General features: G+C 74.4%; 29 protein-coding genes. 12 read left to right on the forward strand and 17 right to left on the reverse strand.

Annotated elements, in window-relative coordinates:
- Nucleotides 1-2: 2 nt before the first annotated feature.
- The 5 genes from ACF1BN_RS13700 to ACF1BN_RS13720 all read right to left on the reverse strand — a co-directional run bounded on the left by ACF1BN_RS13700 (nt 3) and on the right by ACF1BN_RS13720 (nt 7,010).
- Nucleotides 3-1,523, reverse strand: a complete 1,521-nt coding sequence (locus tag ACF1BN_RS13700; RefSeq protein ID WP_392331782.1) for a Wzz/FepE/Etk N-terminal domain-containing protein — start codon at nt 1,521-1,523, stop codon at nt 3-5.
- Entirely contained in the window at nt 1,520-2,887 is a 1,368-nt protein-coding gene (locus ACF1BN_RS13705) for a Wzz/FepE/Etk N-terminal domain-containing protein (protein WP_392331783.1), read from the reverse strand. Before ACF1BN_RS13705 ends, ACF1BN_RS13700 begins: the two co-directional genes overlap by 4 nt.
- Nucleotides 2,884-4,143: a glycosyltransferase family 4 protein gene (locus tag ACF1BN_RS13710; RefSeq protein WP_392331784.1), complete on the reverse strand. Its 1,260-nt coding sequence runs from the start codon at nt 4,141-4,143 to the stop codon at nt 2,884-2,886. Before ACF1BN_RS13710 ends, ACF1BN_RS13705 begins: the two co-directional genes overlap by 4 nt.
- Complete coding sequence (locus ACF1BN_RS13715; RefSeq protein WP_392331785.1) at nt 4,133-5,449, reverse strand: nucleotide sugar dehydrogenase; 1,317 nt, start codon at nt 5,447-5,449, stop codon at nt 4,133-4,135. Before ACF1BN_RS13715 ends, ACF1BN_RS13710 begins: the two co-directional genes overlap by 11 nt.
- Before the next feature lie 79 nt (nt 5,450-5,528).
- Nucleotides 5,529-7,010, reverse strand: coding sequence for a sugar transferase (locus ACF1BN_RS13720; RefSeq protein WP_392331786.1), 1,482 nt, complete (start codon nt 7,008-7,010; stop codon nt 5,529-5,531).
- A gap of 972 nt (nt 7,011-7,982) precedes the next feature.
- Here ACF1BN_RS13720 and ACF1BN_RS13725 point away from each other — a divergent pair.
- Nucleotides 7,983-8,891: a SigB/SigF/SigG family RNA polymerase sigma factor gene (locus ACF1BN_RS13725; RefSeq protein WP_392331787.1), complete on the forward strand. Its 909-nt coding sequence runs from the start codon at nt 7,983-7,985 to the stop codon at nt 8,889-8,891.
- Between the two features lie 85 nt (nt 8,892-8,976).
- The gene (locus tag ACF1BN_RS13730) at nt 8,977-9,336 is read left to right on the forward strand and encodes a VOC family protein (RefSeq protein WP_392331788.1); all 360 of its coding nucleotides are present in this window, start codon (nt 8,977-8,979) and stop codon (nt 9,334-9,336) included.
- 54 nt (nt 9,337-9,390) lie between these two features.
- Here ACF1BN_RS13730 and rpsN read toward each other — a convergent pair whose 3' ends face one another.
- On the reverse strand, nt 9,391-9,696 hold the full coding sequence (rpsN, locus tag ACF1BN_RS13735; RefSeq protein ID WP_392331789.1) for a 30S ribosomal protein S14: 306 nt from the start codon (nt 9,694-9,696) through the stop codon (nt 9,391-9,393).
- Nucleotides 9,696-9,932 carry a 50S ribosomal protein L28 gene (gene rpmB / locus ACF1BN_RS13740; RefSeq protein WP_392331790.1) on the reverse strand — a complete coding sequence of 79 codons (237 nt, stop codon included), beginning with the start codon at nt 9,930-9,932 and terminating at the stop codon, nt 9,696-9,698. Before rpmB ends, rpsN begins: the two co-directional genes overlap by 1 nt.
- A 66-nt stretch (nt 9,933-9,998) precedes the next feature.
- Here rpmB and rpmG point away from each other — a divergent pair, with 66 nt between their 5' ends.
- From rpmG to rpsR, 4 genes are all read left to right on the forward strand, one after another.
- Nucleotides 9,999-10,163 carry a 50S ribosomal protein L33 gene (rpmG, locus tag ACF1BN_RS13745; RefSeq protein ID WP_189853094.1) on the forward strand — a complete coding sequence of 55 codons (165 nt, stop codon included), beginning with the start codon at nt 9,999-10,001 and terminating at the stop codon, nt 10,161-10,163.
- Nucleotides 10,164-10,214: 51 nt separating this feature from the next.
- Entirely contained in the window at nt 10,215-10,460 is a 246-nt protein-coding gene (locus tag ACF1BN_RS13750; RefSeq protein WP_392331791.1) for a type B 50S ribosomal protein L31, read from the forward strand.
- Nucleotides 10,460-11,611: a CobW family GTP-binding protein gene (locus ACF1BN_RS13755; RefSeq protein WP_392331792.1), complete on the forward strand. Its 1,152-nt coding sequence runs from the start codon at nt 10,460-10,462 to the stop codon at nt 11,609-11,611. The genes ACF1BN_RS13750 and ACF1BN_RS13755 overlap by 1 nt, the downstream gene beginning before the upstream one ends.
- Nucleotides 11,612-11,742: 131 nt before the next feature.
- Nucleotides 11,743-11,979, forward strand: a complete 237-nt coding sequence (gene rpsR, locus ACF1BN_RS13760; protein WP_392331793.1) for a 30S ribosomal protein S18 — start codon at nt 11,743-11,745, stop codon at nt 11,977-11,979.
- Nucleotides 11,980-12,118: 139 nt separating this feature from the next.
- Here rpsR and ACF1BN_RS13765 read toward each other — a convergent pair whose 3' ends face one another.
- Entirely contained in the window at nt 12,119-14,494 is a 2,376-nt protein-coding gene (locus ACF1BN_RS13765; RefSeq protein ID WP_392331794.1) for a SpoIIE family protein phosphatase, read from the reverse strand.
- Between the two features lie 1,102 nt (nt 14,495-15,596).
- On the opposite strand from ACF1BN_RS13765, the gene ACF1BN_RS13770 reads away from it, so the two are divergent.
- A complete protein-coding gene (locus ACF1BN_RS13770; RefSeq protein WP_392331795.1) occupies nt 15,597-15,968 on the forward strand; it encodes an SAM hydroxide adenosyltransferase in 372 nt (123 codons plus the stop codon).
- Nucleotides 15,969-15,986: 18 nt separating this feature from the next.
- On the opposite strand, the gene ACF1BN_RS13775 is transcribed toward ACF1BN_RS13770, so the two are convergent.
- Together ACF1BN_RS13775 and ACF1BN_RS13780 are read right to left on the reverse strand one after the other, a co-directional pair.
- A complete protein-coding gene (locus ACF1BN_RS13775) occupies nt 15,987-16,385 on the reverse strand; it encodes a VOC family protein (RefSeq protein WP_392331796.1) in 399 nt (132 codons plus the stop codon).
- Entirely contained in the window at nt 16,382-16,891 is a 510-nt protein-coding gene (locus ACF1BN_RS13780; RefSeq protein WP_392331797.1) for a cupin domain-containing protein, read from the reverse strand. The genes ACF1BN_RS13775 and ACF1BN_RS13780 overlap by 4 nt, the downstream gene beginning before the upstream one ends.
- Before the next feature lie 217 nt (nt 16,892-17,108).
- On the opposite strand from ACF1BN_RS13780, the gene ACF1BN_RS13785 reads away from it, so the two are divergent.
- The gene (locus ACF1BN_RS13785) at nt 17,109-17,885 is read left to right on the forward strand and encodes an SDR family oxidoreductase (protein ID WP_392331918.1); all 777 of its coding nucleotides are present in this window, start codon (nt 17,109-17,111) and stop codon (nt 17,883-17,885) included.
- A 10-nt stretch (nt 17,886-17,895) separates the two neighbouring features.
- Here ACF1BN_RS13785 and ACF1BN_RS13790 read toward each other — a convergent pair whose 3' ends face one another.
- The 3 genes from ACF1BN_RS13790 to ACF1BN_RS13800 form a co-directional block, all read right to left on the reverse strand.
- On the reverse strand, nt 17,896-18,561 hold the full coding sequence (locus ACF1BN_RS13790) for a class I SAM-dependent methyltransferase (protein ID WP_392331798.1): 666 nt from the start codon (nt 18,559-18,561) through the stop codon (nt 17,896-17,898).
- Between the two features lie 76 nt (nt 18,562-18,637).
- Nucleotides 18,638-18,787, reverse strand: a complete 150-nt coding sequence (locus tag ACF1BN_RS13795) for a hypothetical protein (RefSeq protein ID WP_392331799.1) — start codon at nt 18,785-18,787, stop codon at nt 18,638-18,640.
- 46 nt (nt 18,788-18,833) lie between these two features.
- On the reverse strand, nt 18,834-19,229 hold the full coding sequence (locus ACF1BN_RS13800; RefSeq protein ID WP_392331800.1) for a DUF3052 family protein: 396 nt from the start codon (nt 19,227-19,229) through the stop codon (nt 18,834-18,836).
- Between the two features lie 141 nt (nt 19,230-19,370).
- On the opposite strand from ACF1BN_RS13800, the gene ACF1BN_RS13805 reads away from it, so the two are divergent.
- Nucleotides 19,371-19,772 (forward strand): hypothetical protein, encoded by a 402-nt coding sequence (locus ACF1BN_RS13805; protein WP_392331801.1) that lies wholly within the window; start codon nt 19,371-19,373, stop codon nt 19,770-19,772.
- Nucleotides 19,773-20,051: 279 nt separating this feature from the next.
- On the opposite strand, the gene ACF1BN_RS13810 is transcribed toward ACF1BN_RS13805, so the two are convergent.
- Entirely contained in the window at nt 20,052-21,062 is a 1,011-nt protein-coding gene (locus ACF1BN_RS13810) for a hypothetical protein (protein ID WP_392331802.1), read from the reverse strand.
- 220 nt (nt 21,063-21,282) lie between these two features.
- Nucleotides 21,283-22,473 carry an alpha/beta hydrolase family protein gene (locus ACF1BN_RS13815; protein ID WP_392331803.1) on the reverse strand — a complete coding sequence of 397 codons (1,191 nt, stop codon included), beginning with the start codon at nt 22,471-22,473 and terminating at the stop codon, nt 21,283-21,285.
- A 327-nt stretch (nt 22,474-22,800) separates the two neighbouring features.
- Between ACF1BN_RS13815 and ACF1BN_RS13820 the strand changes: the two genes are divergently transcribed.
- The 3 genes from ACF1BN_RS13820 to ACF1BN_RS13830 all read left to right on the forward strand — a co-directional run bounded on the left by ACF1BN_RS13820 (nt 22,801) and on the right by ACF1BN_RS13830 (nt 24,732).
- Nucleotides 22,801-23,199, forward strand: coding sequence for an ASCH domain-containing protein (locus ACF1BN_RS13820; protein WP_392331804.1), 399 nt, complete (start codon nt 22,801-22,803; stop codon nt 23,197-23,199).
- Between the two features lie 214 nt (nt 23,200-23,413).
- Entirely contained in the window at nt 23,414-24,211 is a 798-nt protein-coding gene (locus tag ACF1BN_RS13825; protein ID WP_392331805.1) for a helix-turn-helix transcriptional regulator, read from the forward strand.
- 32 nt (nt 24,212-24,243) lie between these two features.
- Nucleotides 24,244-24,732 carry a DUF3291 domain-containing protein gene (locus ACF1BN_RS13830; protein WP_392331806.1) on the forward strand — a complete coding sequence of 163 codons (489 nt, stop codon included), beginning with the start codon at nt 24,244-24,246 and terminating at the stop codon, nt 24,730-24,732.
- Between the two features lie 6 nt (nt 24,733-24,738).
- On the opposite strand, the gene ACF1BN_RS13835 is transcribed toward ACF1BN_RS13830, so the two are convergent.
- Both ACF1BN_RS13835 and ACF1BN_RS13840 read right to left on the reverse strand, forming a co-directional pair.
- Nucleotides 24,739-25,110 (reverse strand): hypothetical protein, encoded by a 372-nt coding sequence (locus ACF1BN_RS13835; RefSeq protein ID WP_392331807.1) that lies wholly within the window; start codon nt 25,108-25,110, stop codon nt 24,739-24,741.
- 79 nt (nt 25,111-25,189) lie between these two features.
- Nucleotides 25,190-25,828 carry a PadR family transcriptional regulator gene (locus ACF1BN_RS13840; protein ID WP_392331808.1) on the reverse strand — a complete coding sequence of 213 codons (639 nt, stop codon included), beginning with the start codon at nt 25,826-25,828 and terminating at the stop codon, nt 25,190-25,192.
- Between the last annotated feature and the right edge of the window lie 175 nt (nt 25,829-26,003).

Consider the following 26,003-nt stretch of genomic DNA (forward strand, 5'->3'; position numbering starts at 1 on the left):
GTCTACCGCGCCTCCTGTTCGCTGTCCGGGACCCTCGCCGCCCACTTCGGCAGCCGTTCGATGCGCGGCCGGCCCACCCCGTGCCGCCGGGAAGCCCGGCTTCCCCCGCCACCCGGCGGGGAGGGCGGTCCGTCCCGGAGGGTGCCGTCGGTCCGGTCCCGAGGGTCGGGGTCGATCAGCACCACGCCGATCACCTCGATGTCCTGCTCGGCGAGCTGCCGGGCCACGGTGTGCAGCCACGCGGCGCTGCCGTGCCCGGCCCGCACCACGAGCACCGTCCGGGTGCCGAGGTACGGCAGGTCGGTCCACGACGTGCCGGGCGCCACCGAGCCGACGCCGATCCGGGTCTCGCGCCGCGCGCCGGCCGTGGCGTCCTCGGCGCCCACCACCGCCGGCCCGTCCGGCCCCGGCCTCCGCCCGGCGAGCCGCGCGTCGGGCAGCCCGTCGACGACGACCGCCGGGCGCTCCGCCGACAGGGCCGCGGCGAGGTCCAGGGCGAGCGCGCCCGTCGCCCGCGCGCAGCCCAGCTCCAGCAGTGACACCGGCTCCGCCGAGGCGCGCACGGTACGGGCCAGGGACACGGTGAGCCGCGCCCGGGCCGCCCGGATCCGCCGTCGCCGCCACAGACCGCCCGCCGACCGGGGGAGTTCGGCGATCACCGAGGCCCCCAGATGGGCGGCGACGTCCCGGCGCAGCACCGGCCGGTCCGCGACCACCGTGCCGACCGCCGCGACCGCGAGGCCCAGGGCGAGACCGAGGGCCAGGCCGATCCCGGCGTTCGTGGCGGCGGTCGCGGGCAGCGAGTGCCGTACGGCACGGGGCGCGTCCACGATCTGCGTGCCGGCGACGAGCCGGGGCGTCCCGACCCGGGCCTGCGCCGCACGCTGACCGAACTCGGTTATCTGAGAGGTGAGTTCGGCGCGCCGGGCGAAGAGCGACTCCCGGTCCGCCGAGGCGTCCGCCGCGCTCGGGGGCGTGTCGTCGCCGATCGCCCGGTTGACCTCGGCGAGTTCGTCCCGCAGCCGGTCGCGCTGGTCGAGCAGGGTCCGCGCCTCGGCGTCCGCCGCCTCCCGCAGACGCCGCACGTGGTCCGCGACGAACGCGTCGGCCACCGCCCGGGCCCGGGCCACCGCCTGGGCGTCACCGTCCCCGGTCGCCTCGATCTGGAGCACGTTGTTGGTCAGCCCGCTGCCCTCGTACTCCTTCATGAAGTCCTCCGGCTTCTCCGGGGACCCGAGGGCCGCCAGGGCCCGGCCTGCGATCCGCGTGGTGTGCAGCAGCGCGACGTCGGTGCGGATCAGCGTCCCGGGGTCGGTCGGCTGGTCCTCCTGATGGGCGACCAGCACCTTGGTGACCGCGGTCGGCTCCGGCGGCAGCAGGACGGCCGTCCCCGCGCCGCCGACGAGACCGAGCAGGGCCACGGAGCCCCAGAGGCGCCGCCGCCTGCGGACCGTCACCACCAGCGTGTGCAGGTCGACGAGCGGAGCGGCGGGCACCGGCTCCGGGGGCGTACGCGTCGTCACCGTGCGGCCTCCGCGGTCTCGTCCGAGGCCGGGCGGGCCGGGACGGCGGCCCGCCCCGAGGACCGCTCCGGGCGCGCCTTGACCAGGCCGGCGAGGACGACGCCGACGAGCTCGTGCCCGGCGTCGGCGCAGGCCTCGGCCACACCGGCGAGCTCGGCCGCCGTCCAGGCGCCCGCGCCGAGCACGACCAGCGCGCCGCACTCGTCCTCGCGGTCCGGCACCATCGGCCCGTCGACCGGCACCTCGACCACCCGCGGCGGGGGACCGCCCGCGTCCGCGACGGCCTCGGCGGCGAGCAGCCCGGCCGCCCGCCGCGCGGTCGCGTCGCCCTCCGGGACGACGACGAGCAGCCGTCCCCCGCCCGGCGACCGGTCCCGCAGCCGGGCGCACACCCGCCGGTAGCGGACGAGCCGGCCCGCCTCGCCGCCGGAGGCGTACGGGACCGGGACGTCCCACCGGACGTCGAGGCCGAGCGGCCGGCGGAGCCACGCCCCCGGACCCCGGCCCTCCTCCCGGCGCCCGGACCGCTCACCCGGGACGTCGACGGTCCCGAGGACCGCGGCGTCCAGCGCCGCCGCGACCTCCTGCTCGGTCCGCAGCCGGCGACTCACCCGCGCGGCGGCCAGGTGCCCGACGACCGCGAGCAGGAAGAACAGCAGCGCCCCGGCCGCGACGAGCTGCGCCCGCGTCGGCGGCGTCTCGCCCTCCGGCCGCACCGCCGCCCCCATCACGACCAGGTTGGCCTTGCCCGCGGTCGGCGCGGCCTGCTCCAGCTTGTCCATGGCCCCCTGGAGCGAGGTGTTCAGCTTCGCGAGCTCCGTGCGGGTCTGCACGCTCTCCACGGACTTCCCCGGACCGGCGGCCTCGGCCAGCTCGGTGACGCGGCGCCCGGTCCGCGCCACCGTCTGCCGCAGCGCCTGGAGCCGCGCCGCCGCCTCCGGGTCGGCCTCGTCGCCGACGATCCGCGTCGCGAAGCCGACGAACTCCCGGGCCACCAGGTCGGAGAGCCGCTGCGCGCCCTCCGGGGTGCCGGCCGTGCCCGAGATCTTGATGATGTTCCCGTTCGCCGCCTCCGCCCGTACCCGCTCGCGCAGTTCGCCGGCGCCCGGCCCGGTCCCGCCGAGCCCGGCGGCCACCCGGTCGAGCACCACCGAACTCGTCGCGACCTGCGTCTGCGTCAGCAGCTCGCGCTCCCCCCACACCCCGGGCAGCAGCACCGACGCGGACGTCGTGTACCGCGGCGGGACCAGGAGCGAGGTGCCGTACCCGGCGAGCGCGCCCAGCAGGGCGAGGAGGGTGAGGAGCCGTCCGCGCCGACGGATAATCCGCCCGATCGTGACCAGGCGTATCGTGTCGTCGCTCAACGGCGCGGCCTCCCCGCCCGGTCGGCGCCGCCCGCCGCCGGGCCCCGGTCACCGCAGGCCGCGGCGTACGCGGCGAGCAGCGCCTCCTGGGAGTTCCGCCAGGAGAGCGGCCCGTGGATCCGCTCCTGGCCGATCTTGCCCATCCGGGCCCGCTGCTCCGGATCGTCCATCAGCCCCGCGATCAGCGCGGCGAACGCGGCCTCGTCGTTCGCGGGGGCGTACACGGCGGCCTCGCCGGCGGAGACGCGCGCCTCCCTGAGGTCGAAGGAGACGATCGGCCGGCCCATCACCATGTACTCCAGGACCTTGTTCATCGTCGACACGTCGTTGAGCGGATTGCGCGGGTCGGGGGAGAGGCACACGTCGGCGCTGCACAGCCACCGCACCAGCTCCGCGTCGGGGACGCGCCCGGTGAACTCCACGTGCTCCGCGATCCCGAGCCGCCCGGCCAGCCGCACCATCGCGTCGAAGGTGTCGCCGGCGCCGACGAACACCGCGTGCCAGTCCGTCCGCCCGAGTTCGTCGCGCAGCTTCGCCAGCGCCCGCAGCGCGTAGTCGACGCCGTCCTGCGGGCCCATCACGCCGAGGTAGCACAGCAGATGGGGCTTGCCGCGCTTCAGCTCCGGCTCGGGCGGCACCGGCCGGAAGCGGTCGGTGTCCGGCGCGCTGCGCACCACGAAGACGTCCTCCGGCCGCCGCCCGCCCCGGCGCACGGCCACGTCCCGGTAGCTCTCGTTGGTGGCGAGCACCACGTCCGAGGCCCGGTACGTCATCCGCTCCAGCGCGCACACCCCCCGGTACAACAGGTCCTCGCCGCGCCCGAAGCGGGAGAGGTAGAGCTCGGGCACCAGATCGTGCTGGTCGAAGACGAACCGCGCCCCCCGCCGCTTCAGCCACAGGGCGGGCAGGAACAGCAGGTCCGGCGGATTGCAGGCGTGCACGACGTCGACCGGGCCGACCTTCCGCGCCAGCCGGAGCGTGTGCCACAGGGCCGATCCGTACTCCCGCACGTAGCCGGCCGGACCTCCGGTGGCCGCGCGCAGCGGGTAGCGGTGGATCCGCACCCCGTCGACCACCGCCTCCGGCTCCGTGTCCCGCTTGCTGCCCCGGGGGCAGATGACGTGCACCTCCCAGCCCGCGTCGCGCAGCGTCGTGCACTCCTGCCACACACGCCGGTCGAACGGCACCGAAAGGTTCTCCACCAGGATCAGCGCGCGCCGGGGTGCCCGGTCGCCGCTGGTCGAGTCACCACGCAAGGCCCACGTACCCCGGTTCGGCCCGGCGCGCGTCGGCGTCGGGAAGATGGACGAGATCGATGATCACCGGGGCGCCGCCCCGGGGCAGCGCCGCCAGGACGGCCGGGTCCCTGGTCCCCACCAGGACGACCTCGGCGTGGTCGAGGACCTCGCCGACGGAGTCCGCGAGCAGCCGCCCCAGGTGCGGCAGCCGGGTCTCGATGTACTCGCGGTTCGCGCCGAGCAGCCGGGCGAGGCTCACGTTGGCGTCGTGGATCCGCAGGTCGTACCCCTTGCCGAAGAGCCGCTCCGCCAGCTCGACGAGCGGACTCTCCCGCAGGTCGTCGGTACCGGGCTTGAAGGAGAGCCCGAAGAGGCCCACCCGCCGCTTCCCGGTGCGCTCGACCAGCTCCACCGCCCGCTGGAGGTGGTCGGAGTTGGACGGCAGCACATGGGCGAGGATCGGTACCGACACGTCGGCCCGCTGCGCCGCGTGGACCAGGCTGCGCAGGTCCTTGGGCAGGCAGGAGCCGCCGAAGGCGAAGCCGGGCCGCAGATAGGCGGGGCTGATGTTCAGCTTGCGGTCGGCCAGGAAGACGTCGATGACCTGGTGCGAGTCGACCCCGAGCGCCCGGCACACGGCGCCCAGTTCGTTGGCGAACCCGATCTTGAGTCCGTGGAAGGCGTTGTCCGCGTACTTGATCGCCTCGGCGGTGGGGACCGGCACCCGGAACACCTGGCCGGGCAGCCCCTCGTAGAGCGCCTCCACCACGTCGCCGCTCGCCGGGTCGAGTTCGCCGACGACGGTCTTGGGCGGGTCGAAGAAGTCCCGCACGCTGGTGCCCTCGCGCAGGAACTCCGGGTTCACCGCGACCCCGACGTCCACGCCGGCCGTGCCGCCGACGTACTTCTCCAGGATCGGCACCAATAAGTTCAGGCAGGTGCCGGGGAGCATGGTGCTCCGGAAGACGACCGTGTGCCGGCCGCCGCGCTCGGCCAGCGCGGCCCCGATCTCCTCGGTGACCCGCTCCAGGTACGTGGTGCACAGACTGCCGTTGGGCTCCGACGGGGTGCCCACGCATACCAGCGACACCTCGCTGTCCGCGATGGCCTCGCGGACGTCCGCGGTGGCGCGCAGCGACCCGGCCCGCACCACCTCGGCGACGAGCTCTCCGATCCCCTCCTCGACCACCGGGGCCCTGCCGCCGTTGACCAGGTCGACCTTGACCTGGTTGACGTCCACCCCGACGACCTCGTGCCCCAGGCTCGCCAGGCACGCGGCCGACACGCAGCCCACGTAGCCGAGCCCGAAAACGCTGACCCTCATGAAGCGTTCCTCCCCCCAGGCAGGCCCCACGGGCCTGCGGTCCCGGCGCCGGCGGTACGGCGGCGCCGTCCCCCGCGCATCAGTACGCCCCCTGTCCGTGGAGGACGGCGCGCAGCGTCTTCCACAAGATCACCGTGTCCAGGGCGAGCGACCAGTCCTCCACGTACCGCAGGTCCAGCCGGACCGTCTCCTCCCACGACAGGTCGCTCCGCCCGCTGATCTGCCACAGTCCGGTCAGACCGGGCTTGACCAGGAGGCGCCGCCGGATGTCCGGGCCGTACGCCGCGGACTCCTCGGGCAGCGGCGGGCGCGGGCCGACCAGCGACATCGAACCGGCCAGGACGTTGAGGAGCTGCGGGAGCTCGTCGACGGAGTACCGGCGCAGCACCGCCCCCACCCGGGTCACCCGCGGGTCCCTGCGGAGCTTGAACAGCGGCCCCGCGCCCTCGTTGAGCCCGGCGAGCCCGGAGCGGGCCCGGTCGGCGTCGGCCACCATGGTGCGGTACTTGAGGATGGTGAACTCCCGCCCGTCCTTGCCGACCCTGCGCTGCCGGTAGAACGCCCCGCCCCGGCTGTCGACGAGCACGAGCAGCGCGACGAGCAGCATCAGCGGCGCGAACAGGACCAGCAGGACCGCCGCGCCCAGCCGGTCGACGACCTCCTTGACCGCGCGGCGCCCGCCGGTGAAGGCCGGCATGCTGACCCGCAGCAGCGGGATCCCGAGCACCGCGTCGACGTGCAGCCGCGGTCCCGCGACCTCCATCAGCACGGGCGCGACGACCATCTCGGCGTCACTGCCCTCCAGGTTCCAGGCGAGCCGCCGCAGGCGGTCCGGGGACCAGTGCGGGTCCGGTGTGACCGCGACGACCCGGTAGCCGTCGCGGCGCACGTGGTTCGAGACGTCCGCCAGCGGTCCGACGACCGGCACCCCGTCGAGGTGGTCGCCGTCGGGCCCCGTCCCGTCCGTCGTGCACACCGCTTCCACCCGCCAGCCGAGGTGCGGGAACTTGCGGGTCCGGGTGATCAGGTCGCGCAGGGTGTCCGCGCTCCCGGCCGCGAGCACCGGCCGCAGACAGCGCCCTTCCTTGCGCTGTTTGTGCAGCCAGAGCCGGAGCAGGTAGCGCGCGGTCATGGTGACCAGGGCGATCGCGGGGACGGCCACGAAGATCCAGAGCTTGATGTTGCGCGAGGTCAGGGCGATCCCGCCGAGCGCGAGCACGACGGTCGCCGCGAAGAGCGACCGGCCGAGCCGGCGGAACTCCTCCGCGCCCTGGCCGAGCACCGCCGGCGCCCACGCGCGGCCCACCGCCAGGGAGGCCAGCACCAGCAGGTGCGTGCCGAAGGCGAGGAAACCCCACTTCTCGTGCCAGTCGGCGGCGTCCCTGACCCCGAAGAAGTCGCCGATCGCGGTCACCACCACGGCGGTGGTCACGGTGTCGCTGATGATGACGGTACGGCGGTACCGCTGTTCCCACTCGATGGCGGGCTGGTCGATGGTCCCGCCCCCCGCCGGACGCTCGCGCGTCGACGGAAACGGGCTGGCTAATCCCCCTTGCCGCACAGAACCCCCCAGGCTCCGGTGAACTGCGTGCACGACTCACACCGGCGCGGCGGGACGACCCGCCGTGCCGGGACTCACGAAGTGCGCGGAAATCCGTGGAGACCTGGGGCGCTCCCCGCACCCGAGGTCCTCCTGGACCCGAAGAACCGAACATTCCCCCAGGACTGGTACCGGGGGAGCCCTTGCTGGTGGTGCGTGGCGCCGGACATGAAGGGCACGAGTGGTCGCCGAGTGCCCGATCGGCTGAAGCATGGTCAATCTAGAGCATCGGTACGGGAGTTGGGGCGAGAGTGTGGGCGAATTGTGGTCAAAGTTTGAGACCGTCTCCACGGTCTCGCCGCCGCCCCCGCCGGTGGGTGACAGGGGCGGCGGCGGGCCACGGCGGCCGGTGCGGGAAAGGCTGGTCGCGTCGTAGCCGGCGCTCCCGGATCCGGTCGGGCGGCGCGGCGGCCCCGATCGCCGCGATGAGCTCCGCGGACGGCCCGACGGCCCACGCCGAGTGGTCCTCCCGAGGTCGTGGCACTGCCGGGCGCCGGGGAGCGGCGCCACGTCCTCGCCCCGGCGCCGCACCCGGGCGGGGGCGGCCCGGCCGGCGCCGACCGCCTTCGCCGCGGTGAGCGCGTCCCGCCGCGCCACGATGGCCGGATTCCGCTCCGGGTCGCCCTCCGCGCAGCGGGGCCGGGACTGCCCTACGCCGCTCTCGGCCGGTACCCGTCGAGCGACAGGTACCGGCCGGAGGGGCGCGGCCCGGCGGAAGGGGGCGTCGGTGCCGTTGGGTGATCGGGCGTGCGCGGTTGGTGCCGCCTTCGCCGGATAGGCGAAGTGGAATTCACGCAAAAATTGACGTATATGCCACCAGGACGGAAACTCGGGGTGAAGGCCCTCCCTCCGGGAGGGGCGACCACGAAGCGCGGAAACCACTCCGCCTCCCCGGACGCGGCGGCGCAGGTCCACAGGACCGAAGGAGCGCTCATGTCCACCGGCCGATCCCCGGCAACCCTCGCCCGATCCCGCGGTACGCCCCCGGCGGCCGCCGTCCGGCGGCGGGCCCTCGACGGCCTGGCCGCGCCGGAGCGTCCGACCGAGGTCTCCACCGACGCCGCCCGGATCCTCTCCGCCACGCTCTTCCGCCGGCTCCGCGACCTCGACGAGGGCACCCCCGAGCACGCCTACCTCCGCAACACGCTCGTCGAGCTCAACCTCAGCCTGGTCAAGTTCGCCGCGCGCCGCTTCCGCGGCCGGCCCGAACCCGCCGAGGACATCGTCCAGGTCGGCACCATCGGGCTCATCAAGGCGATCGACCGCTTCGACCCGGACCGCGGCGTGGACTTCTCCGCGTTCGCCCTGCCGACCGTCGTCGGCGAGATGAAGCGCTTCTTCCGCGACACCGGCTGGACCGTGCACGTCCCCCGCCGGCTCCAGGAGCTGCGCATCGCCCTCGCCCGGGCCTCCGACGCCCTGGAGCAGGACGAGGGTCACCGCCCCAGCCGCGCGGAACTCGCCGACCGCCTCCACCTCACCGAGGCCGAGATCGCGGAGGGGGAGCTGGCCGCCAACGCCTACACCGTCCACTCGCTCGACGCCCCCGTCGGCGCCGAGGACGACGACAGCGCCCCGCAGGGCTCCGTCGGCCGCCGCACCGCCGTGACGGAGCACGGCTACGAACTCGTCGACGACCTGGAGTCCCTCGCGCCCCTCGTCGCCCGCCTCGACGCGCGCGACCGCGAGATCCTCGGTCTCCGCTTCGGCGAGGACCTGACCCAGGCGGAGATCGGCCTGCGCGTCGGCCTCTCCCAGATGCACGTCTCCCGCATCCTCGCCCGCATCCTCGGCGACCTCAAGAACGACCTCATGTCCGACGCCCCGCCGGAAACCCGGTAGGCCGGGCGCAGCCGGTCCTGTACGGTGCGTCACCGCGCGATGCCCTCGCGTACGTACGTCGTCGCGCGCACGTCATCGTGCACGCGTGACGTCGCGTGCCCGTGGTCGCGTGCCCGTCGTCGCGTACGCGGCGCACGCCGTCGGACCGGAGGAGACACCCCTGCGCATCGACCTCGTCGTCATCCACACCGATCGCCTCGAAGCCTGCCGGGCGTTCTACACCGGTCTCGGCCTGTCCTTCGTCCGGGAGCGGCACGGCACGGGGCCCGAGCACCACGCGGCCGTCCTCGGTGACGGCGCCGTCCTGGAGCTGTATCCGGCGAACGGCCGTGCCCCGACCGGCCGGCTCCGCCTCGGCTTCACCGCGCCCGCCGCGGCCGGCGACGCCGGCCGCCGGGTCCTGACCGATCCGGACGGCCGCACCGTCGTCGTCACCCCGGCGTGAGCGGGGGTACGCGCCGGGCTCGCCGCCCGGCGCGTACCCCTCGGAACTCCTCCGCTACCAGGAGGACTTGGTCACGCCCGGCAGGAAGCCGGCGTGGGCGTGCTCCCGCACGCGGACGCGGGAGAGGCCGAAGGCGCGGAGGTATCCGCGCGGGCGGCCGTCCACGGCGTCCCGGTTGCGGACGCGCGAGGCGGCGGCGTCGCGCGGCTGCCTCCGCAGCTCCGCGAGGGCCGCCTCGCGCTCGGCGGGAGCCGTCGACGGACGGCGGATGAGCTCCTTGAGCTCGGCCCGCCGGGCCGCGTACCGCTCGACGACCCGCTTGCGCCGCTCGTTCCGGGCGATCTTGCTCTTCTTGGCCATCAGACCTTCCCTCCGCGTGCGCGGATCCGTGCCACGGCGGCCTCGACGCCGATGGCGTCCACCGTCTTGATCGCCCGGGCGCTCAGGGTGAGCCGGACGTAGCGCCCCTCGCCGGGCAGCCAGTAGCGCTTGCGCTGGATGTTCGGGTCGAAGCGGCGCGAGGTGCGCCGGTGGGAGTGGGAGATGTTGTTGCCGAATCCCGGCCGGGCGCCGGTCAGCTGGCAGTGGGCGGACATGGGGGAACCACCTTTCTCACAGGAAGAGGTTTTTGAACATGGAATTCATTGTCATATACTAGCGCCATGGCACGCAACGAGATCCGCCCGGTCGTCAAGCTCCGCTCCACGGCCGGCACCGGCTTCACCTATGTGACGCGCAAGAACCGCCGCAACGACCCCGACCGCCTGACACTCCGCAAGTACGACCCCGTCGCCGGCCGCCACGTGGACTTCCGCGAAGAGCGCTGAGCCCCGGCCACCCCCGGCCACCCACCCACCCGCCGTTCGAAAGGCCCTGCCATGAAGCCCGGCATCCACCCCGCCTACGAGCCCGTCGTCTTCCGGGACTCCGCCTCGGGCACCGCGTTCCTCACGCGGTCCACCCTCACCAGCGACAAGACCGTCGAATGGGAGGACGGCCGCACCTATCCCGTGGTCGACGTCGAGATCTCCTCCGCCAGCCACCCCTTCTACACGGGCACCGCACGCGTGCTCGACACCGCAGGCCGCGTCGAGAAGTTCCAGCGCCGCTACGGAGCCCGTTGATGCCGCACGAGCACCTGGGGCAGCTCCCCGTCGTGATCGTCGCCGGACTGCACGCCGCGGCCAGGAACGAGGTCGTCGACCGCCTCCTGGAGGCCGTCCCCGGCAGCGTCGCCCTGCACCACGACCTCACGGAGGCGGCGGCCGGAGGCGTCGTCCGGACGGTCCGCGACACCACCGGCGCCCTCTCCCGGGACGAGACCCCCCTCGTCGACGACTGCGCCTGCTGCGCCCTGCGCGAGGACCTCGTCCCCGAACTGCTGCGACTCGCCGGCACCGCCCGCCTCGCCGTGGTCGAACTCTGGGACTCGGTCGAACCGAAGGCCATGGCCGAGGTCATCGCCGTCCACGGCGGGGACCGGCTCGCCCTGACGAACGTGATCACCGCCGTGGACCCCGCCCTCGTCCTGCCCTGCCTCGCCAACGGCGACGACCTCGCCGAGGCCGGCCTCGCCGCGGCCGCCACCGACCGGCGGACCGTCGGGGACACCTGGGCCCGGCAGCTCGAGTACGCGCCCGTCCTCGCCGTCGTCGCCAACGACGTCGCCGACGAGGAGGACCACGCCCTCCTCGCCCAACTGCACCCCACCGCCCGCCGCGTGGCCGCCGATTCCCCCGAACTGGCCCGCGCGGCGTTCGCCGGCTTCGACGTGGAGGCCGCGGCCGCCGCCCAGCACCCGGCCTGCGCCCTGCTGCCCCACGACGCCGACGAGTCGGGCGTCGCCACCCTCGTCTGGCACCGCAGGCGCCCCTTCCACCCCGAACGCCTCTACGAGGCCCTGGAGGACCTGTGCTGCGCCGCCGCCCGCAGCCGCGGCCGGTTCTGGCTCGCCGACCGGCCCGACACCCTCCTCGCCTGGGACGCGGCCGGCGGCGCGCTCTGCGTCGAGAACGCCGGCCCCTGGCTGGCGTCGCTGCCGGACGCGGCCTGGGAGCTGATCCCGCCGATGCGCCGCGCCGCCGCCGCGCTCGACTGGCACCCCGAGCACGGCGACTGCTGCCAGCACCTCGTCTTCACCTCGCCCGGCCTCGACCGCGACGGCCTGGAGCGGCTCCTGGACTCCTGCCTCCTCACGGACGCGGAGTTCGCCTCCGGCCCCGAGTCCTGGAAGCGTCTCCCGGCCGCCTTCGACGACCTTCTCGACGCCGTCTGACCCCCACCCGCGCGCCTGACCGCCCCCACCCGCCCGCCGGCCCGGCCCCACCCGTACGCCTGCCCCCGTACGCCCGCCCGGCCACCGCCCGCACGGCGGTGACCCGAACCCTCCGCGAAGGAGACGCCCCCATGGCCCGTCGCCACGAGCCCCGCAAGCCCGCCGCGCCCCGCCCCAACCCGCTCGACGCGGCCGGGATCACGTACATCGACTACAAGGACACCGACCTGCTCCGGAAGTTCGTCTCCGACCGGGGCAAGATCCGAGGCCGTCGCGTCACCCGCGTGACCGCCCAGCAGCAGCGGGCGCTCGCCACCGCCGTCAAGAACGCCCGGGAGATGGCGCTCCTGCCGTACACGGGCCGGTGACACCGAGCGCGAAGCGGACCCACCGGACGCCAGGCCACCGGACGCCGACTCCACGGGCGTGGGCTCGCCGGAAGCCGGGCCGCCGGACGCCGACTCCACGGGCGCGGGCCCGCCGGACGCGGGCCCGCCGGGCGCCGGATCACCGGGGCCGGACGGCCTCGGGCAGTTCCTGCTCCGTCCAGATCGTCTTGCCGCGGGTCGTGTAGCGGCTGCCCCAGCGGCTCGTCAGCTGAGCGACCAGGAAGAGGCCCCGGCCCCCCTCGTCCGTCACCAGGGCGCGGCGGAGCCGGGGCTGCGTGCTGCTCGGGTCGGACACCTCGCACACCAGCACCCGGTCCCGGAAGAGACGCACGGTGACGGGACCGCCGGCGTACCGCATCGCGTTGGTGACGAGCTCGCTCACGATCAGCTCGGTGCTGAACAGCAGCTCGTCGAGTCCCCACTCCACGAGCCGCGCCTGGACGTCGGCCCGTGCCCGGCCCACCGCTTCGAGGTCGGCGGGGTACTCCCAGACCGCCGTCGACTCCTCCGGCACGGCGTGCGTCCGCGCCAGCAGAAGCGTGATGTCGTCGGCCGGGGCCTCGGCGTGCGGGCTCCGCGCCAGCAGCGCGTCGCCGAGCGACGCCGGGTTTCCGTAGTCCCGGCCCAGCTCGGCGAGATCCGCCTTCAGCCGCTCCGACCCGGCCGCCACGTCCCGGCCGAGCAGGCCGTCCGTGTAGCAGACGAGCGTGCTCCCCGGCGGCAGGGTGAGGGTGGTGACCTCGAAGGGATGGTCCCCGACACCGAGCAGCGGCCCCGGCGTCAGCGGCACGAAGGCCACCTCGCCCGCCGGGGTGACGAGGGCGGGCGGCGGATGCCCGGCGGAGGCCATCCGGCAGGTGCGGGACACCGGATCGTAGACGGCGAACAGGCAGGAGCCGCCGACGGTGTCCGGGAACTCGGCCTCGATCTGCATCCGCCGGACCAGATCGTCCAGCCGGGCCAGCAACTCGTCCGGAGGAAGGTCGAGTTCGGCGAGGGTCTGGACGGCGGTACGCAGCCGGGCCATCGTCGCCGCCGCCTCCAGGCCGTGCCCGACGACGTCGCCCACGACGAGCCCGACCCGCAGCGACGACAGGTCGAAGGCGTCGTACCAGTCGCCGCCGACGCTCACCGAACCGCCCGCGGGCAGATAGAAGCCGGCCGTCTCGGCGGCGGTGCTGCGCGTCGCCGCCGGCGGCAGCAGGCTCCGCTGGAGGACGACCGCCGTCTGGTGCTCCCGGGCGAAGCGGAAGGCGTTGTCGATGGCGGTCGCGGTCCGCGCGCACAGGTCGTGCATCAGCCGGATGTCCGTCTCGTCGAAGGGCGTCGCGCCGCAGGTGCGGTACACCGCCGCGTACCCGAAGAACCGCCCGCGCCGGTAGAGCGGGCAGCCCAGCGAGGCGTGCGTGCCCTCCGGCAGGAAGCGGTCGATCCGCTCCGGATCGCCGCCCAGGATCCGCCGGGCCTGCTCCGCGTCGGCGACGAGCACGTCACCGACGAACTTGGCCGCGATCTCCGGCGTCTCCGCCACCCGGGGGATCGCCTCGCCCACCTGGATCAGCCGGGCCGGCCACGGGCCGTCGGCGGCCCGCACCGCCACCCGGCGCGGCGCGGACGCCTCCTGGCCCGGATAGCCGGGCGCCGGATCGCGGCCTTCCAGCACGTCCTCCGGGTAGTCGACCGTCGCGTGATCGCCCAGCGCCGGCACCAGCACCCGGGTGAGGTCCTGCGCCACCTGGACCACGTCGAGCGACTGCCCGATCTCGAACGCCCTGCGGTACGCGGCGTCGAGATGCGGGCCCGCCTCCGCCACCTTCGACGCCTCGACCATCACGCCACGGGGCGTCCCGAGCACGTCGTCGACGCGGAAGCACGACACGGACAGCCCGGCCGCGCCGTCGCCCGGCCCCAGCTCGTAGACCCGCCCGACGAGCGGCGCCCCGGTGGCCGCCACGTCCTCGAAGGCCTCCTCCGCGGTACCGCCCCCGTCCCGGGCGGCGAGCCGGGCCAGCCAGTCCTCGCCGGCCCCCGGAGGGCGGAGCGCCTCCATGGCGGCATTGGTCCGCACGAGCCGTCCGGTGATGTCGTACTGCGCGACGCCGATGCCGTCCTGGGCCAGCAGCGCCCGGGCGATGTCCCGGTCCTGGTCCCAGCCGCACACCTCGTCGGGCACCAGCACCAGGACCAGCCGCTCGGCGGATCCGTCCGCCCCGGAGACCCGGACGTCCGCCTCCACCACCCGGCCCGACCGGTGCCGCAGCCGCGCCCGCCGCCCGCCGGCGGAGCCGTCGAGATCGGCCGCCACCTCGCCCAGCACCTCGCGGGCGGGCCGGCCGGCCACCTCCTCGCCCGTCCAGCCGAGCAGCCGCTGGGCCGCCCTCGACCACCACGCGATCCGTCCGTCGGCGTCGAGCAGGGCCGCCGCGACACCGGCGAGCGGCGACCCGCCCCGTGGCCGGGGATCGGCGTTCTCCGCCGGGTTGCTCGGTCCCACGCGGCCTCCTCGTCGGCCAGGGGGAGTCCGGCCCTGCTGCCAGGATGCGCCCGCGCGGCGGGGTGGGCACGCCGGGACACGGCGGAGCGTCACCCTCGGACACCGATTCGTCACTTTGCGTCCACGTGGAGAGGATGGGTGTCGGGGTGTCGGGTGACCGGTGACGGGTGGCACCGGTCCGTCGCGGCCACCCACCGCCGCATCCGTCGCGGCCGTCGATCCGACAGCCGGCCTGGCAGTCCACCTGACCGTCGGACCCGACAGCAGGCCCGGCAGCCACCCCGGCAGCTGGCCCGACGGCCGATCCGGCGCCCCACCCGACGGCCCGTCCCGCCCCGACCGCTCCGTGGACGGGTGGACGCGGGGGCGCGGGCGGGTGCTATCGTCCCGCCCATGCAGCACACCGCCACCCTCGCCATGATGCGAATGATGCCCCCGCCCCCGGAGGCGCTTCGCTAGCGAAGCCGTGTGCGCACTGGATGCGACGGACCCTCCGGAGACGGAGGGTCCTTTTTTGTTGCCCCGGCCCGGCCGTCGACGAGCCAGCGAACACCCGAGACCGATGTTCACGCCCAGAGCACACCAGATCGTACGAACCATGCCATCCCTCGACAGAACGGCGACGAACCCGTCATGACCCTTCCCCCGGTCGTCTCCCTCACCGACTGCTCCGACCCCAACGCGCTCGCCCGCCAGTCCGCCCGGATCGCCACCCTCTTCGGCTCCACGCCGACCGTCCTGCCGCTCGGCGGACCGGACCCCGAGGGCGCCGCCGCCCTCACCCTGCTCGACCTGCTCCGCTCCACCGAGCTCATCGGCGGCCCCGGCCGACCGGTCGTCGCGCTCGTCAACATCGCGCCCAGGGACGGCCACTGGCCCAACGGCGTGCCCTTCTGCTACTTCCGGCACGGGAACCACCTGGTCGTCAGCACGCTGAACCAGCGGGTCCTCGCCCCCCTGGCGACCTACCTCGGCCTGGAGGAGGTGCGGGTCACCGACGTGCGCGAGGTCCTGGAGGCCGCCGCGGACGGCTGGGCCGAGCTGGCGCCGGCCGAGATCGACGAGATGGTCCGGACGCAGTTCCGCAGCCTCTGGTACGTACGTGCCCCTGCTCGCCCGCTGGCTGGCGGACGGGCGCCCGGTCCCCGCCGAGCCGCTGGCGGTGCACCCGTCCACCGAAGGAGAGGTGCGTGTCGCCGTCGTGGACAACTTCGGCAACTGCAAGCTGGACCGGCCGCCCGCCGAACTGCCCGGCTACGACGGCGCGGAGACCCTTCTCGTCCACAACCGGCTCGAAGGCCGCGACGTCAAGGTGCGCTGCTACGACCGGCTCCCCGACGTCCCGCTCGGCGAGCCCGGCATCACGGTCGGCAGCTCCGGCGTCGGCTTCGCCGAGCTGGTGGTCCGCGGCGGATCGGCGGCCGAGGCCTTCGGCCTCCGCCAGGGCGACCGGGTGTTCGGGCTCGCCGGCTGACGCCGCGCGGGCGCGCGCTCAGCCCCAGGTGCGCGAGCAGAGCACCAGCCGGTATCCGTCCGGGTCCTCGACCGTCACGCCGTACTCGTCCCAGTACGGGTTGTGCGACGCGACCCGGGTTCCGCCGGCTTCGACCAGACGTGCGACGAGTGCTTCGTCGGGCGGCTCGCCCAGGTAGACCACGAAGAGGTCGTCGACCGTGGGCGTGGGGTCGAGCGGGGCCGCCGGGTCGCGGGTCAGCTCGAAGTGCCAGCCGCCGTCCCTCGGTCCGACCATCAGGAGGTCGTGGGTGCCGGGCTCGCTCGCGGTGGAGCGCCAGAGCACCGCGAGGCCCAGGCCGCCGACGTAGAAGCGCTCGGCGGCGGCGAGGTCGCGCGAGGGCCGCGCGATCCGGACGTGGGTGGTGGGCGTGATCACGCGGTCTCCTCGAGGGCGGCGCGCCAGACCGGGCTGTCGACGTAGTGGTTGTCGTACTTCTCCGCCGAGTCCGCGATCTCCTGGAAGTCCGCCTCGCCGCGCACCACCCGGCCGAGCAGACGCAGGTAGTCGAAGCGGCCCATGCCGGGGGTGAACACGAAGAGCACGTCCGCCGTGCTGCCGGGCGCGGCGGCGAAGGCGTGCGGGGTGTGCGGCGGCACCGCGAGGAAGTCGCCGGCGTGGAGCACGGTGACCTCCTCGCCCACGAGGACCCGGAGGGAGCCGCTGATCACGAAGAACAGCTCGGTCGCCTTGGTGTGGAAGTGGGCGGGCGCCCCCACGGCCCCCTCGGCGAAGGTGGAGCGGTAGCTGGTGAAGCCGTCGGCCGTACGGTCCGAGTCGGCGAGGAGCGTCATCACGCTGCTCGGGTCGGCGCAGGTCTCCGCCTCGTCGTGTCGGGTCAGCAGGGGCGGGAACGGCGGGAGGGCCGGGCTCTTCTCGATCATGGGGCGAGCCTACGATCCCGACCCCCGCGTCGGCCACGGTCTTCGCGCGGGAAGCGTCGCCGGTGCCGGGGAACGCGTCGTCGGACAGACTTCGTGCCGGGCGGACGGAAGATCCTCGCGCTCCGGTCGGCCGGTCCGGGTGGAGGACGCGCGCGGCCCCGGAAATCCGCTTGCGCGGAGCGGATCCCGACCCAACGATGGCGCCGTGACGAACTCAGTGGAGCAGACGGTGTCTGAAGCTCGCCGACCGGTCGCACTGGTGACCGGCGTCGGCCGTTCCGTCAGCATCGGCGCCGGGGTCGCCGCCCAACTGGCGGATTCCGGTTGGGACATCGCCTTCACGTACTGGACGCCCTACGACGCCCGCATGCCCTGGGGCGCGGAGGCGGGCGCGGCGGACGCCATGGCGCGGGCCCTGGCCGAGCGGGGCGCGCACACGGCGGCGGTGGAGGCGGACCTCGCGGACCCCGGCGCCCCGGAGCGCGTCTTCGACGAGGTCGAGAAGCGCCTCGGCGGGGTGACCGCCCTGGTGATGTGCCACTGCGAGTCGGTCGACTCCGGCCTCCTCGACACCACGCTCGAAAGCTTCGACCGCCACTTCGCGGTGAACGCCCGCGCCCCCTGGCTCCTGATCCGCGAGTACGGCCGCCGGTTCCGCGGAAACCCGGGCGCGGGCCGCGTCATCAGCCTCACCAGCGACCACACCGTCGACAACCTCCCCTACGGGGCCAGCAAGGGGGCGCTGGACCGCATCACTCTGGCGGCGGCCCACGAACTCGCCCATCTGGGCATCACGGCCAACGTCATCAACCCCGGTCCGGTGGACACCGGTTGGATGGACGACACCGTGCGCGAGCACGTGCTGAGCCGGACCCCGCTCGACCGGATGGGCACCCCCCAGGACACCGCGCACCTGGTGGACTTCCTCTGTTCGCCCCAGGGGCAGTGGATCAACGGCCAGCTGCTCAAGAGCAACGGCGGCCTCGCCTCCTGACGTTCTCTGCTCAGCCGTGATCGGGGCTCCGCCACACGAGGGTGTAGCGCCAGAACAACCGACGCCGCAGCCGGGCGCCCGGCAGCACCGCACGGGCTTCCCGGACGATCTCGGCGAAGCTCATCTCCGCCGGCCGGGTCCGGGCCGTCATCGCGTCCGGCCGGGCGGCCCGGCGGCCCCTGTTCTTCAGCCACCCCAGGGCGGCGTTCAGCGGGACGGCGACGGCGCCGAGCAGATGGTCCCCGACGGAACGCGGCCGGGACAGCCCGACGACGACGAGAGTGCCGCCGGGCGCGAGGTGCCTGCGGAAGGCGGTCAGGGCCTCGGTGAAGGGCAGATGATGGAGCGTGGCGACACAGGTGATGACGTCGTGGTGACCGGCCGGGATCCCGGTCAGCCCGTCCGCGACCGTGAACGTCACCGGGCTCGCGGGGGGTGTCGACTCCCGCGCCCGCGCGGTGATCACCGGATCGGAGTCGATCCCCCGGACCTCCTCGGCGCGCGTGGCCAGCAGCCGGGCGAGCTCGCCACTGCCGGACCCGACGTCCAGCGCGCGGCGGAAGCGCCTGGGCAACTGCCGCATGATCCACCGGTGGTAGTGGGCGTTGTGGTCCCAGGGGTGGGCGGCGTTGAACCGGTCGAGAGCCCGGATCAACCACTGCGGCAGTGAGGTCATGCCGCCAGTTCACCAGAACGGTCGCGGGCGACGACGCCGCCGCGCCCCCATGGGGCCCGGCCGGCGGCGAACTCTCCTACCGTACGACGACGTTGTGCGCCGGGAAGATCGTGGGCCGGACCTCGGCGTGACCGAGGTCCGCGAGGATCGGGCCGAAGGTCCGCGCGTGGTGCTCCAGTGCCTCCGCGCTCTCCCAGACCTCGGTCACCCGGAACCCGCCGTCCACCGGCCCCGCCGCGTGCGACAGGAGACCGGTGTCGGGCAGGTCCGTCTCACGTCCCGGCGGTCCGGCGCCCGATCAAGTGGCCCTCCCAGGCGCCGAGATCGGCGCCGGCGAGGCGGCACCGTCCCGCGTCGTCTGCGGCCTCGGCGATCTCCTCGGCGGGCGTGTGCCCGGGACGTCCGGCCTTGGGGGTGACCACCCAGATCGCGCCGTCGTCGGTCAACGGGCCGATGTTGTGCGTCAGTTCGTTCGCGAGGTCGCCGTCCCCCAGGCGCCACCAGTACAGCAGGACGTCCGCGCGGTCGTCGGCATCCTCGTCCAGCAGCGGGCGACCCGTGGCCCGCCGGATGTCGTCCCGGATCGCCGGGTCGGTGTCGTCGTCCCACCCCGACTCGCGCACCGACTGCCCCGTCCGAAGCCCCATCCGCCCCGCGTACTCCGCCATCACCGACGCCGCCTCCTCCGCCCACGAGCCCCACGGACACGAGGACAGGTTCCCTCCTCGCGCCGCTCGGCGGAAGGTTCTCGCGCGGCGGACAGTGGGGCGGGACATGACAAGGACCTGGTCTCCGCTTAGTCTTCCGGCATGAAGATGCTGGTGGGGGGCCTGACAGCGGGGCTCGGGTTCGGGGCGGTCGCGGGACTGGTGGCCGCGGGTTCGGGGCGGTACGCCGTGCCGGACACGCCGGTCGCGGTGTTCCTCTGGACGGCGTTCGGAGAGATCCCGGCCCTGGCGATGTCCACGGGATGGGCCTTCGCCGGGCTCGCCGTGTGCCTGGCCTGGATGAGCGCCTCCCCGGTCGCGGGCGCGGTCGTCGGAGCCCTCGTCCTCCCCGCCGCCCACGTGGCCTTCTCCGTGACCGCGACCGCCGCGGGAGGCGAAGGCGGACTCCTGGCGGAGTGGCTGCTCGTGGCCTGGCTGGTCGGCGGGCTGCTGGGCGCGGCGACGGCATGGGTCAGGAGGACCCTGGTGCCCGCGACCGGGTGACCCGCACGCCGTCCACCTCGGGCCGAGGTTCGTCCGGTGGGTCCGGGGGCTCGGCCGGAGCGCCTGGGGCCGAGGTTCGTCCGGTGGGTCCGCCGACCCGGCCGAAGCGCCTGGGGTCGCGGCTCGTCCGGTGGGTCCGCGGGCTCGGGCGAAGTGCCTGGGGGGTGTAGATCGTCCGGTGGGTCTGCGGGTTCGGCCGAAGTGCGTGGGGGCGTAGATCGTCCGGTGGGTCCGCCGGCTCGGTGGAAGCGCCTCGGGCCGAGCGCCGGCCGTGGCCCGTTACCCCGCCGTCGCGCTGGGGGTGTGGCCGTCCTGGGCCTCCTGGGCGCGGGCGGCGGCCATGGGGATCAGGCGCATCAGGGTCTCCACCTCGTAGTCGTCGTTGCTTCCCTGCTCCGACACGAGGACCACGGCGGTTCCCACCCGGGCGAAGGCCTGGCCCTCTCCGTCGGACAGCTCGAAGGCCGACGACCCCTGGCCGAGGGCCGGCACGGACAGCGGTCTGGCCCCGCTCCTGTCCCGTACCTTCGAGGTCACCTGGGCGTAGACGCGTTCCGCGTCGTCGGCCGACGCGCAGGCGATCACCGCGAAGTACGCGGACTGGTCGTACTGGTTCCTGTAGGACGACCGGGCGACGCTGAGGATCCCCGCGCAGTCGCTCAGGATCTCGCAGGCCGCCTCGCCCGTGTCCACGGACGGCTCGTCCCGGCTGAGCCAGCCGGTCGGCATGCTGTGCAGGTCGGGGACGACGGCCTTGACCAGCTGGGGGTCCTTGAGGGCCGTGACCCTCGGGCCGGAGCCGAACCACGGCGGGTCCCCGTCGTCGTCGCCGTCCACCAGGCCGGCGAGGCCGTACAGGGCCAGCGCCAGCACGGCGACCACGGCGACGAGCGAGAGCAGCGCCAGCGGGTCGCCCTTGCGGACCCTGGTGATCGCCTGGTCGCCGATGATGAACGTGCCACGGGCCCGCGAGCTGCGGTCCACGTGGATGCTGCCGACGTTGTGGGGCGGCTGCGCCGGCTTCGGCGGGGCCAGGAGGGTCGCCAGATACGCGGCGAACGCCGGGTCCTCGGCGAGCACTTCCAGCAGCTTCTCGCGCAGTCGTGCGCGCGCGTCCGGATCCTCCGGAGCCTGCTCGACCGCCGCCAGCGCCTCCGGCCCCTGGTCGACGGCGCGGAGCCGGCCCCGTACCAGCTCGACGGCCATGGCTCCGACAGCGCCCCCGGCCGCCGCGACCGCCGTGGTCCCCGCCTGTGCCACCAGGTCCACCGCGGCCGAAGCCAGATCCATCCCACCCGACATGGCGCCCCCCTGCCTCGATGCCCCAACTGCCTTTCTGGGCAAGGGCTTTGATCCCCTGTGTGGGGAGCGGGGAAACCCGCTGGGCGGTGGGGGTGCCGGTTCCCCTGGGCCGGAGGGCCGGTCCCCGGGGCGACCCGGCCGCCGCAGGGCGGGACCGGTGGCCCGGCCCGCCCGGGTTCCGCTTTCGGGGGCCGGGCCCGCGCCCGGTTCAGGGGCGGTGGAGCCGGACCTCGGGGTGGGACGGGTCAGGGCCGTCCAGGAGCTGCTGCTCCCTGCCGCGCAGGTTCTCGTCGAAGAAGGCGGCGACGTACGCGCGGGTGACGGACACCACCCGCTCGGCCGGGAGGTCTCCGTGCGGGAGGCCGAAGTGGTCGAGGAGCACGGGCGCGTCGGAGAAGCCGAGGTGGTCGGCGCCGGTGACGGTCAGCCAGTGCTTGGAACCGCTCAGGCCCGCCCATGTCCTGTCCCACGAGGCGTCCTCGCCGCCCGGTCCGTGGGAGTCGGTGCCCAGGAAGAGGAACGGGCGTCCGCCGAGTCCGTCGGCGGGCAGCTCGTCCCAGAAGGAGCCGTCCATGTTCAGTCCCGCGTCGATCCGCCGGTCCGAGGCCATGGCGGTGGCCGCACTCGCGCCGCCGATCGAGTGGCCGGCCATGCCGATCCGCTTCCGGTCGATGGAGGAGGCGTACTTCCAGGCCGGCCGGGCCCCGGTCAGCCGGTCCAGGACGAACCGGGTGTCCGCCGCGCGGGTACCCGTCACCAGCGCGCCCTTGCTCCAGCCGCTCTCGTCCATCACCTCGCACGCCACGCAGGTCAGGGTGCGCCCGCCCGGCACCGACGTACCGGACGACTCGTAGGCGTGGTCGACCGAGGCGACGACGTAGCCCCGCGAGGCGAGGTCCACGGCGAGGCTCGTGAGGGTGTACCGCGCCATGCCGAAGCCGGGCGAGAGCACCACCAGGGGGTGCCGCCCCGGGGTGGGACGCGCGTCCGTCCTGCTGTGCGTCCGGGCCATGGCCACCTGCCGGATCAGCGCCGGGTCGTCCACCGACACGGCCTCCAGCAGCCGCCGGGCCTCCTCCTGGGTGGCGTATGCCGCCGGACGGCCGTTCCCCGGACGGGCGGACGCCGGGTAGTGCACGGTGACCATGAGTTCGCGGCCGTCGGCCTCGGGCACCCACGGGTCGGTGCGCGAGCGGTCCACCAGGTGCAGGACGGAACTCCCCACCCTGTACGGACCGGTGGGCGCCGGGAGCCGCACGGCATCGGCCGGCCGATCGGTGACGCTCGTCGAACCGCTCCGCACGGCGGGCGTCGGAGCGGCGGTGGCGGTGACGGCGGTGGGTAACGCGACGGCGCAGGCGAGAAGGGCGGTGGCAGCCGCCCGGATCATTGTCCTCATGCCGAGGACGCTACGGCTCCGGGTGCGGCCCCCGCGTCCACCCACGGTCGCAACCCGAGCTCCGGAGCCGTACGACCCCGGTCTGACGCCGGTCATCCCCCCCCGGCCCCCGAATCTCCTTTGCCCCGCGCCAGTCGGTCGCCTAGGTTCGCGATCATGCCCGGCGTCGGTGCCGCTCCCGTGCGACCCGCGCGGAAGCCCGCTGCACACCGAGGGGAGCCCGCCGACGTCGGCGGAGGCGTGGTGCGGCACGGGGTGACCGGCCCGTCCCCTGCCGGGGGCGGGATCACGAACGAGCGGGCGAACGCCCGGAAGGACGGTAGGACCATGTGGCCGAGGGTCGACGGCATGAGGGCGCTGGAGCTGGGCACGCCCGGCGAGATGAGGCAGTGGCTGACCGGGCTGGTGCTGGACGGGCGGAAGACCGCCACCACCGGTCTGCTGGCCGAGTACGTGGAGGAGACCGAGGGCCTCGAGTTCGCGGGGGAGCGGCTGGCGCTCGTCGGGGACGAGGGGGACCATGTCGCGACGATCGAGATCACCGCTGTCGAGGTGGTCCCGTACCGCGACGTCACCTGGGAGCACGCGGCCGCCGAGGGCGAGGGCGACCGCTCGCTGGACGACTGGCGAGCCGGCCACTCCCGCTTCTGGGCCGGCATCGGCACGCCGGTGGAGGAGGACACACCCGTGGTCTGCATGCGCTTCCAGGCCGTCGACCGAACCTGAGCCCGCGAGCCGGCAAGCCCACAGGAAGCCCACAAGCCCATAGGCCCATAAGCCCGTGAGCCCGTGGTTCCGTCAGCCGGTGACTCGATCCCGGGCTCCGGGATCGGGGGCCCGGTCCGCGGACCCGACCCGACCCGGTCCTCCGGGCCGAGCCGTCGCCTCACGCCCCCGGCGGCTTTCTATCTCCGACGGGGATGCTCAATAGAATGTCCGGATGAAGGACATCGATGCGATCGCGTTGCTCCAGGACCCGGTGCGCCGCCGTCTCTACGAGTACGTGGTGGCGCAGGGCCGCGAGGTCGGGCGCAACGAGGCCGCCGAGGGGACGGGGGTGGCGCGGACGCTGGCCGCGCACCACCTGGACAAGCTGACCGAGGCCGGCCTGCTGGAGAGCGGCAGCCGTCGCCTCACGGGACGCACCGGGCCGGGAGCGGGGCGTCCCGCCAAGGTGTACACGCGGGCGGCGGGCGAGCGGTCGGTGTCCCTGCCCGGCCGCGACTACCGCACCGCCGCGGAACTGCTCGCCGAGGCGGCGGAGGAGGCCGGCCTGGACGCCGCGCTCAACGCGGCCGCGCGCCGCCGGGGCGAGGCCCTGCGGGGTACCGCGGTGCCGTGCGGCGGCCTGGAGGAGGCCATGGCCATCCTCGCCGCCCGTGGCTACGAGCCGCGTCTCGAAACGGCCGGAGGTGCCACCGAGGTCCGCGCGGACGCGGCCGGGAGCGACAGCGAGGCCCCCGGGGACGCGGCCGGGAGTGACGCGGGAGCCCGCGCGGACGCGGCCGGGGCCGGGGGTGACGCCGAAGCCGCCGTGGACGGTGCCGCCGCCGTCATCCGGATGCGCAACTGCCCCTTCCATGCCGTCGCCGAAGCCTTCCCGCCGCTGGTCTGCGGCATGAATCTCGCGTTGCTGGAAGGGCTGTTCGGTGCCGACGGCCCCGTGCGGGCGCGGATGGACGCCCGGCCGGGGGAGTGCTGCGTCGTGCTCGAACCTTCTAAAAACAACGAACATTGACATAGAAACGGCGGCCATGCTGGTATGAGGCCATGACCACAGCCTCCGCGCCCCCCGCCGCCCACCTCGCCCAGCTCAATGTGGCCACCCTCCTGTACCCCCTCGACGACCCGCGCATCGCGCCGTTCGTCGAGATGCTCGACCCGGTCAACGCCGCCGCCGACGGCACGCCCGGGTTCGTGTGGAGGCTCGCGGAGGAGGGGACGGGTGACGCGACCGGGCTGCGGCCGGCGGGCGAGGACGTCATCGTCAACCTCTCCGTGTGGGAGAGCCAGGAGGCGCTGTGGGAGTTCACCTACCGCAGCGGGCACCTGGAGGTCATGCGGCAGCGCCGCGACTGGTTCCAGCGGCACGTCGAGGCGCACCTGGTGATGTGGTGGATCCCCGCAGGGCACGTGCCGACCGTCGGGGAGGCCCTGGAGCGGCTGGCGGAGCTGCGCGAGAACGGGCCGTCCCCGCGCGCCTTCACCTTCACCTCGTCCTACACCGCGGCCGAGGCCGCCGCTCCGCACGCGGGCTAGGACCTGTCAGCGGCTCCCGCCGCGCAGGGCGCGCGCCAGGTGCGCGACTCCGTACGCCAGCAGCGCGTTGACGGCCGCGCCGGCCGTGACGAGCGCCGCTGAGGCGAACGGGTTGCCGGTGGCGTCCGGGTCCGGGTCGGTCTCCGGGCCGAGGGGGTCGAGGAGGGCGAGGGGGTAGAGCCCCCCGACCGTCACCAGCACCGATCCCGGGAAGGTCGACAGGTGCAGGAGGCCGAGGAGGCCGTCGGGCCGGGCGCCCGCGAAGGCGCGTGCCAGGCCCGTGGTGGCGACGAGACCGACGTAGCCGAACGCGAGGAGGCGGCCGGGGTGGACCGTGCGACGGCTCTCGGGCGGGCCGTCGGTGCGGGGGGAGTTCATGGGTTCGCTCTCTGGTCCGTGGGGTGCCCGAAGGCCCGCGCCCCGCGGACGGCAGGGTCGCGGGCCCCTCGGCTCGCGGCTAGCGGTCGTCCTCGGGGTGCGGGCCCGTCGCGTACGGGTTGGGCTCGTCCTCCGCGAGGACGCCGACGAAAGGATCGCCCTCTCCGGCGAACGTGTAGGCGCCGCCCTCGATCCGCTCGACCAGGCCGCGCGTCCACTCCGCGCCCGCGTCGGCCGAGTGCAGCCACATGTTCATGATCTCGCCGATGTGCCCGAGCTGGCCGGGCCCGTCCTCCGGCGTGTAGTACTCCGTGACCGAGGCGCGCCACTCCGCCAGCCCCGCGATCCGCCGCCTGAGCAGCGCGACGGCCTCGTCCCTGGGCAGGTCCACCATGAAGCCGATGCCGGCCGAGAGCACGTCGGCCTTCTGCTCGTGGGAGGTCAGGGCCTCGCGCAGCAGGGTGAAGTACTCCTCCGTGCCCTTGTCGTTGATCTCGTACTCGACCCGGGGCGGTCCGCCCGCGGTGCTCGGCGCGACCTCGTGGGCGATGAGGAGCCCTTGCTTCGCCATCTGCTTGAGCGCGTGGTAGATCGACCCCGGCTTGGCGTTGGACCACTCGTGGGCCCCCCAGAACTCCAGGTCGTTGCGTACCTGATACCCGTGGGCCCGCCCGTGCTGGCGGACGGCGCCGAGGATCAGCAGCCGGATCGCTGACATGCGCGTCTCCTTCCTGTCGCTTCCGGAGGGCTCGTACCGGGCCCACTGTACAAGTTTGACTACCAGAGGTGACGGGGGGCGTCACCCCTTCGGTAATCAAGCTTGACTAGTTGGCGCGGAGTGTCGTACGGTCCTTCCCTAGTCAAGTTTGACCAATGACGTCCGGGAGGGTGTG

This window comes from Streptomyces sp. NPDC014861, assembly GCF_043081625.1.
Classification (GTDB): Bacteria; Actinomycetota; Actinomycetes; order Streptomycetales; family Streptomycetaceae; genus Streptomyces.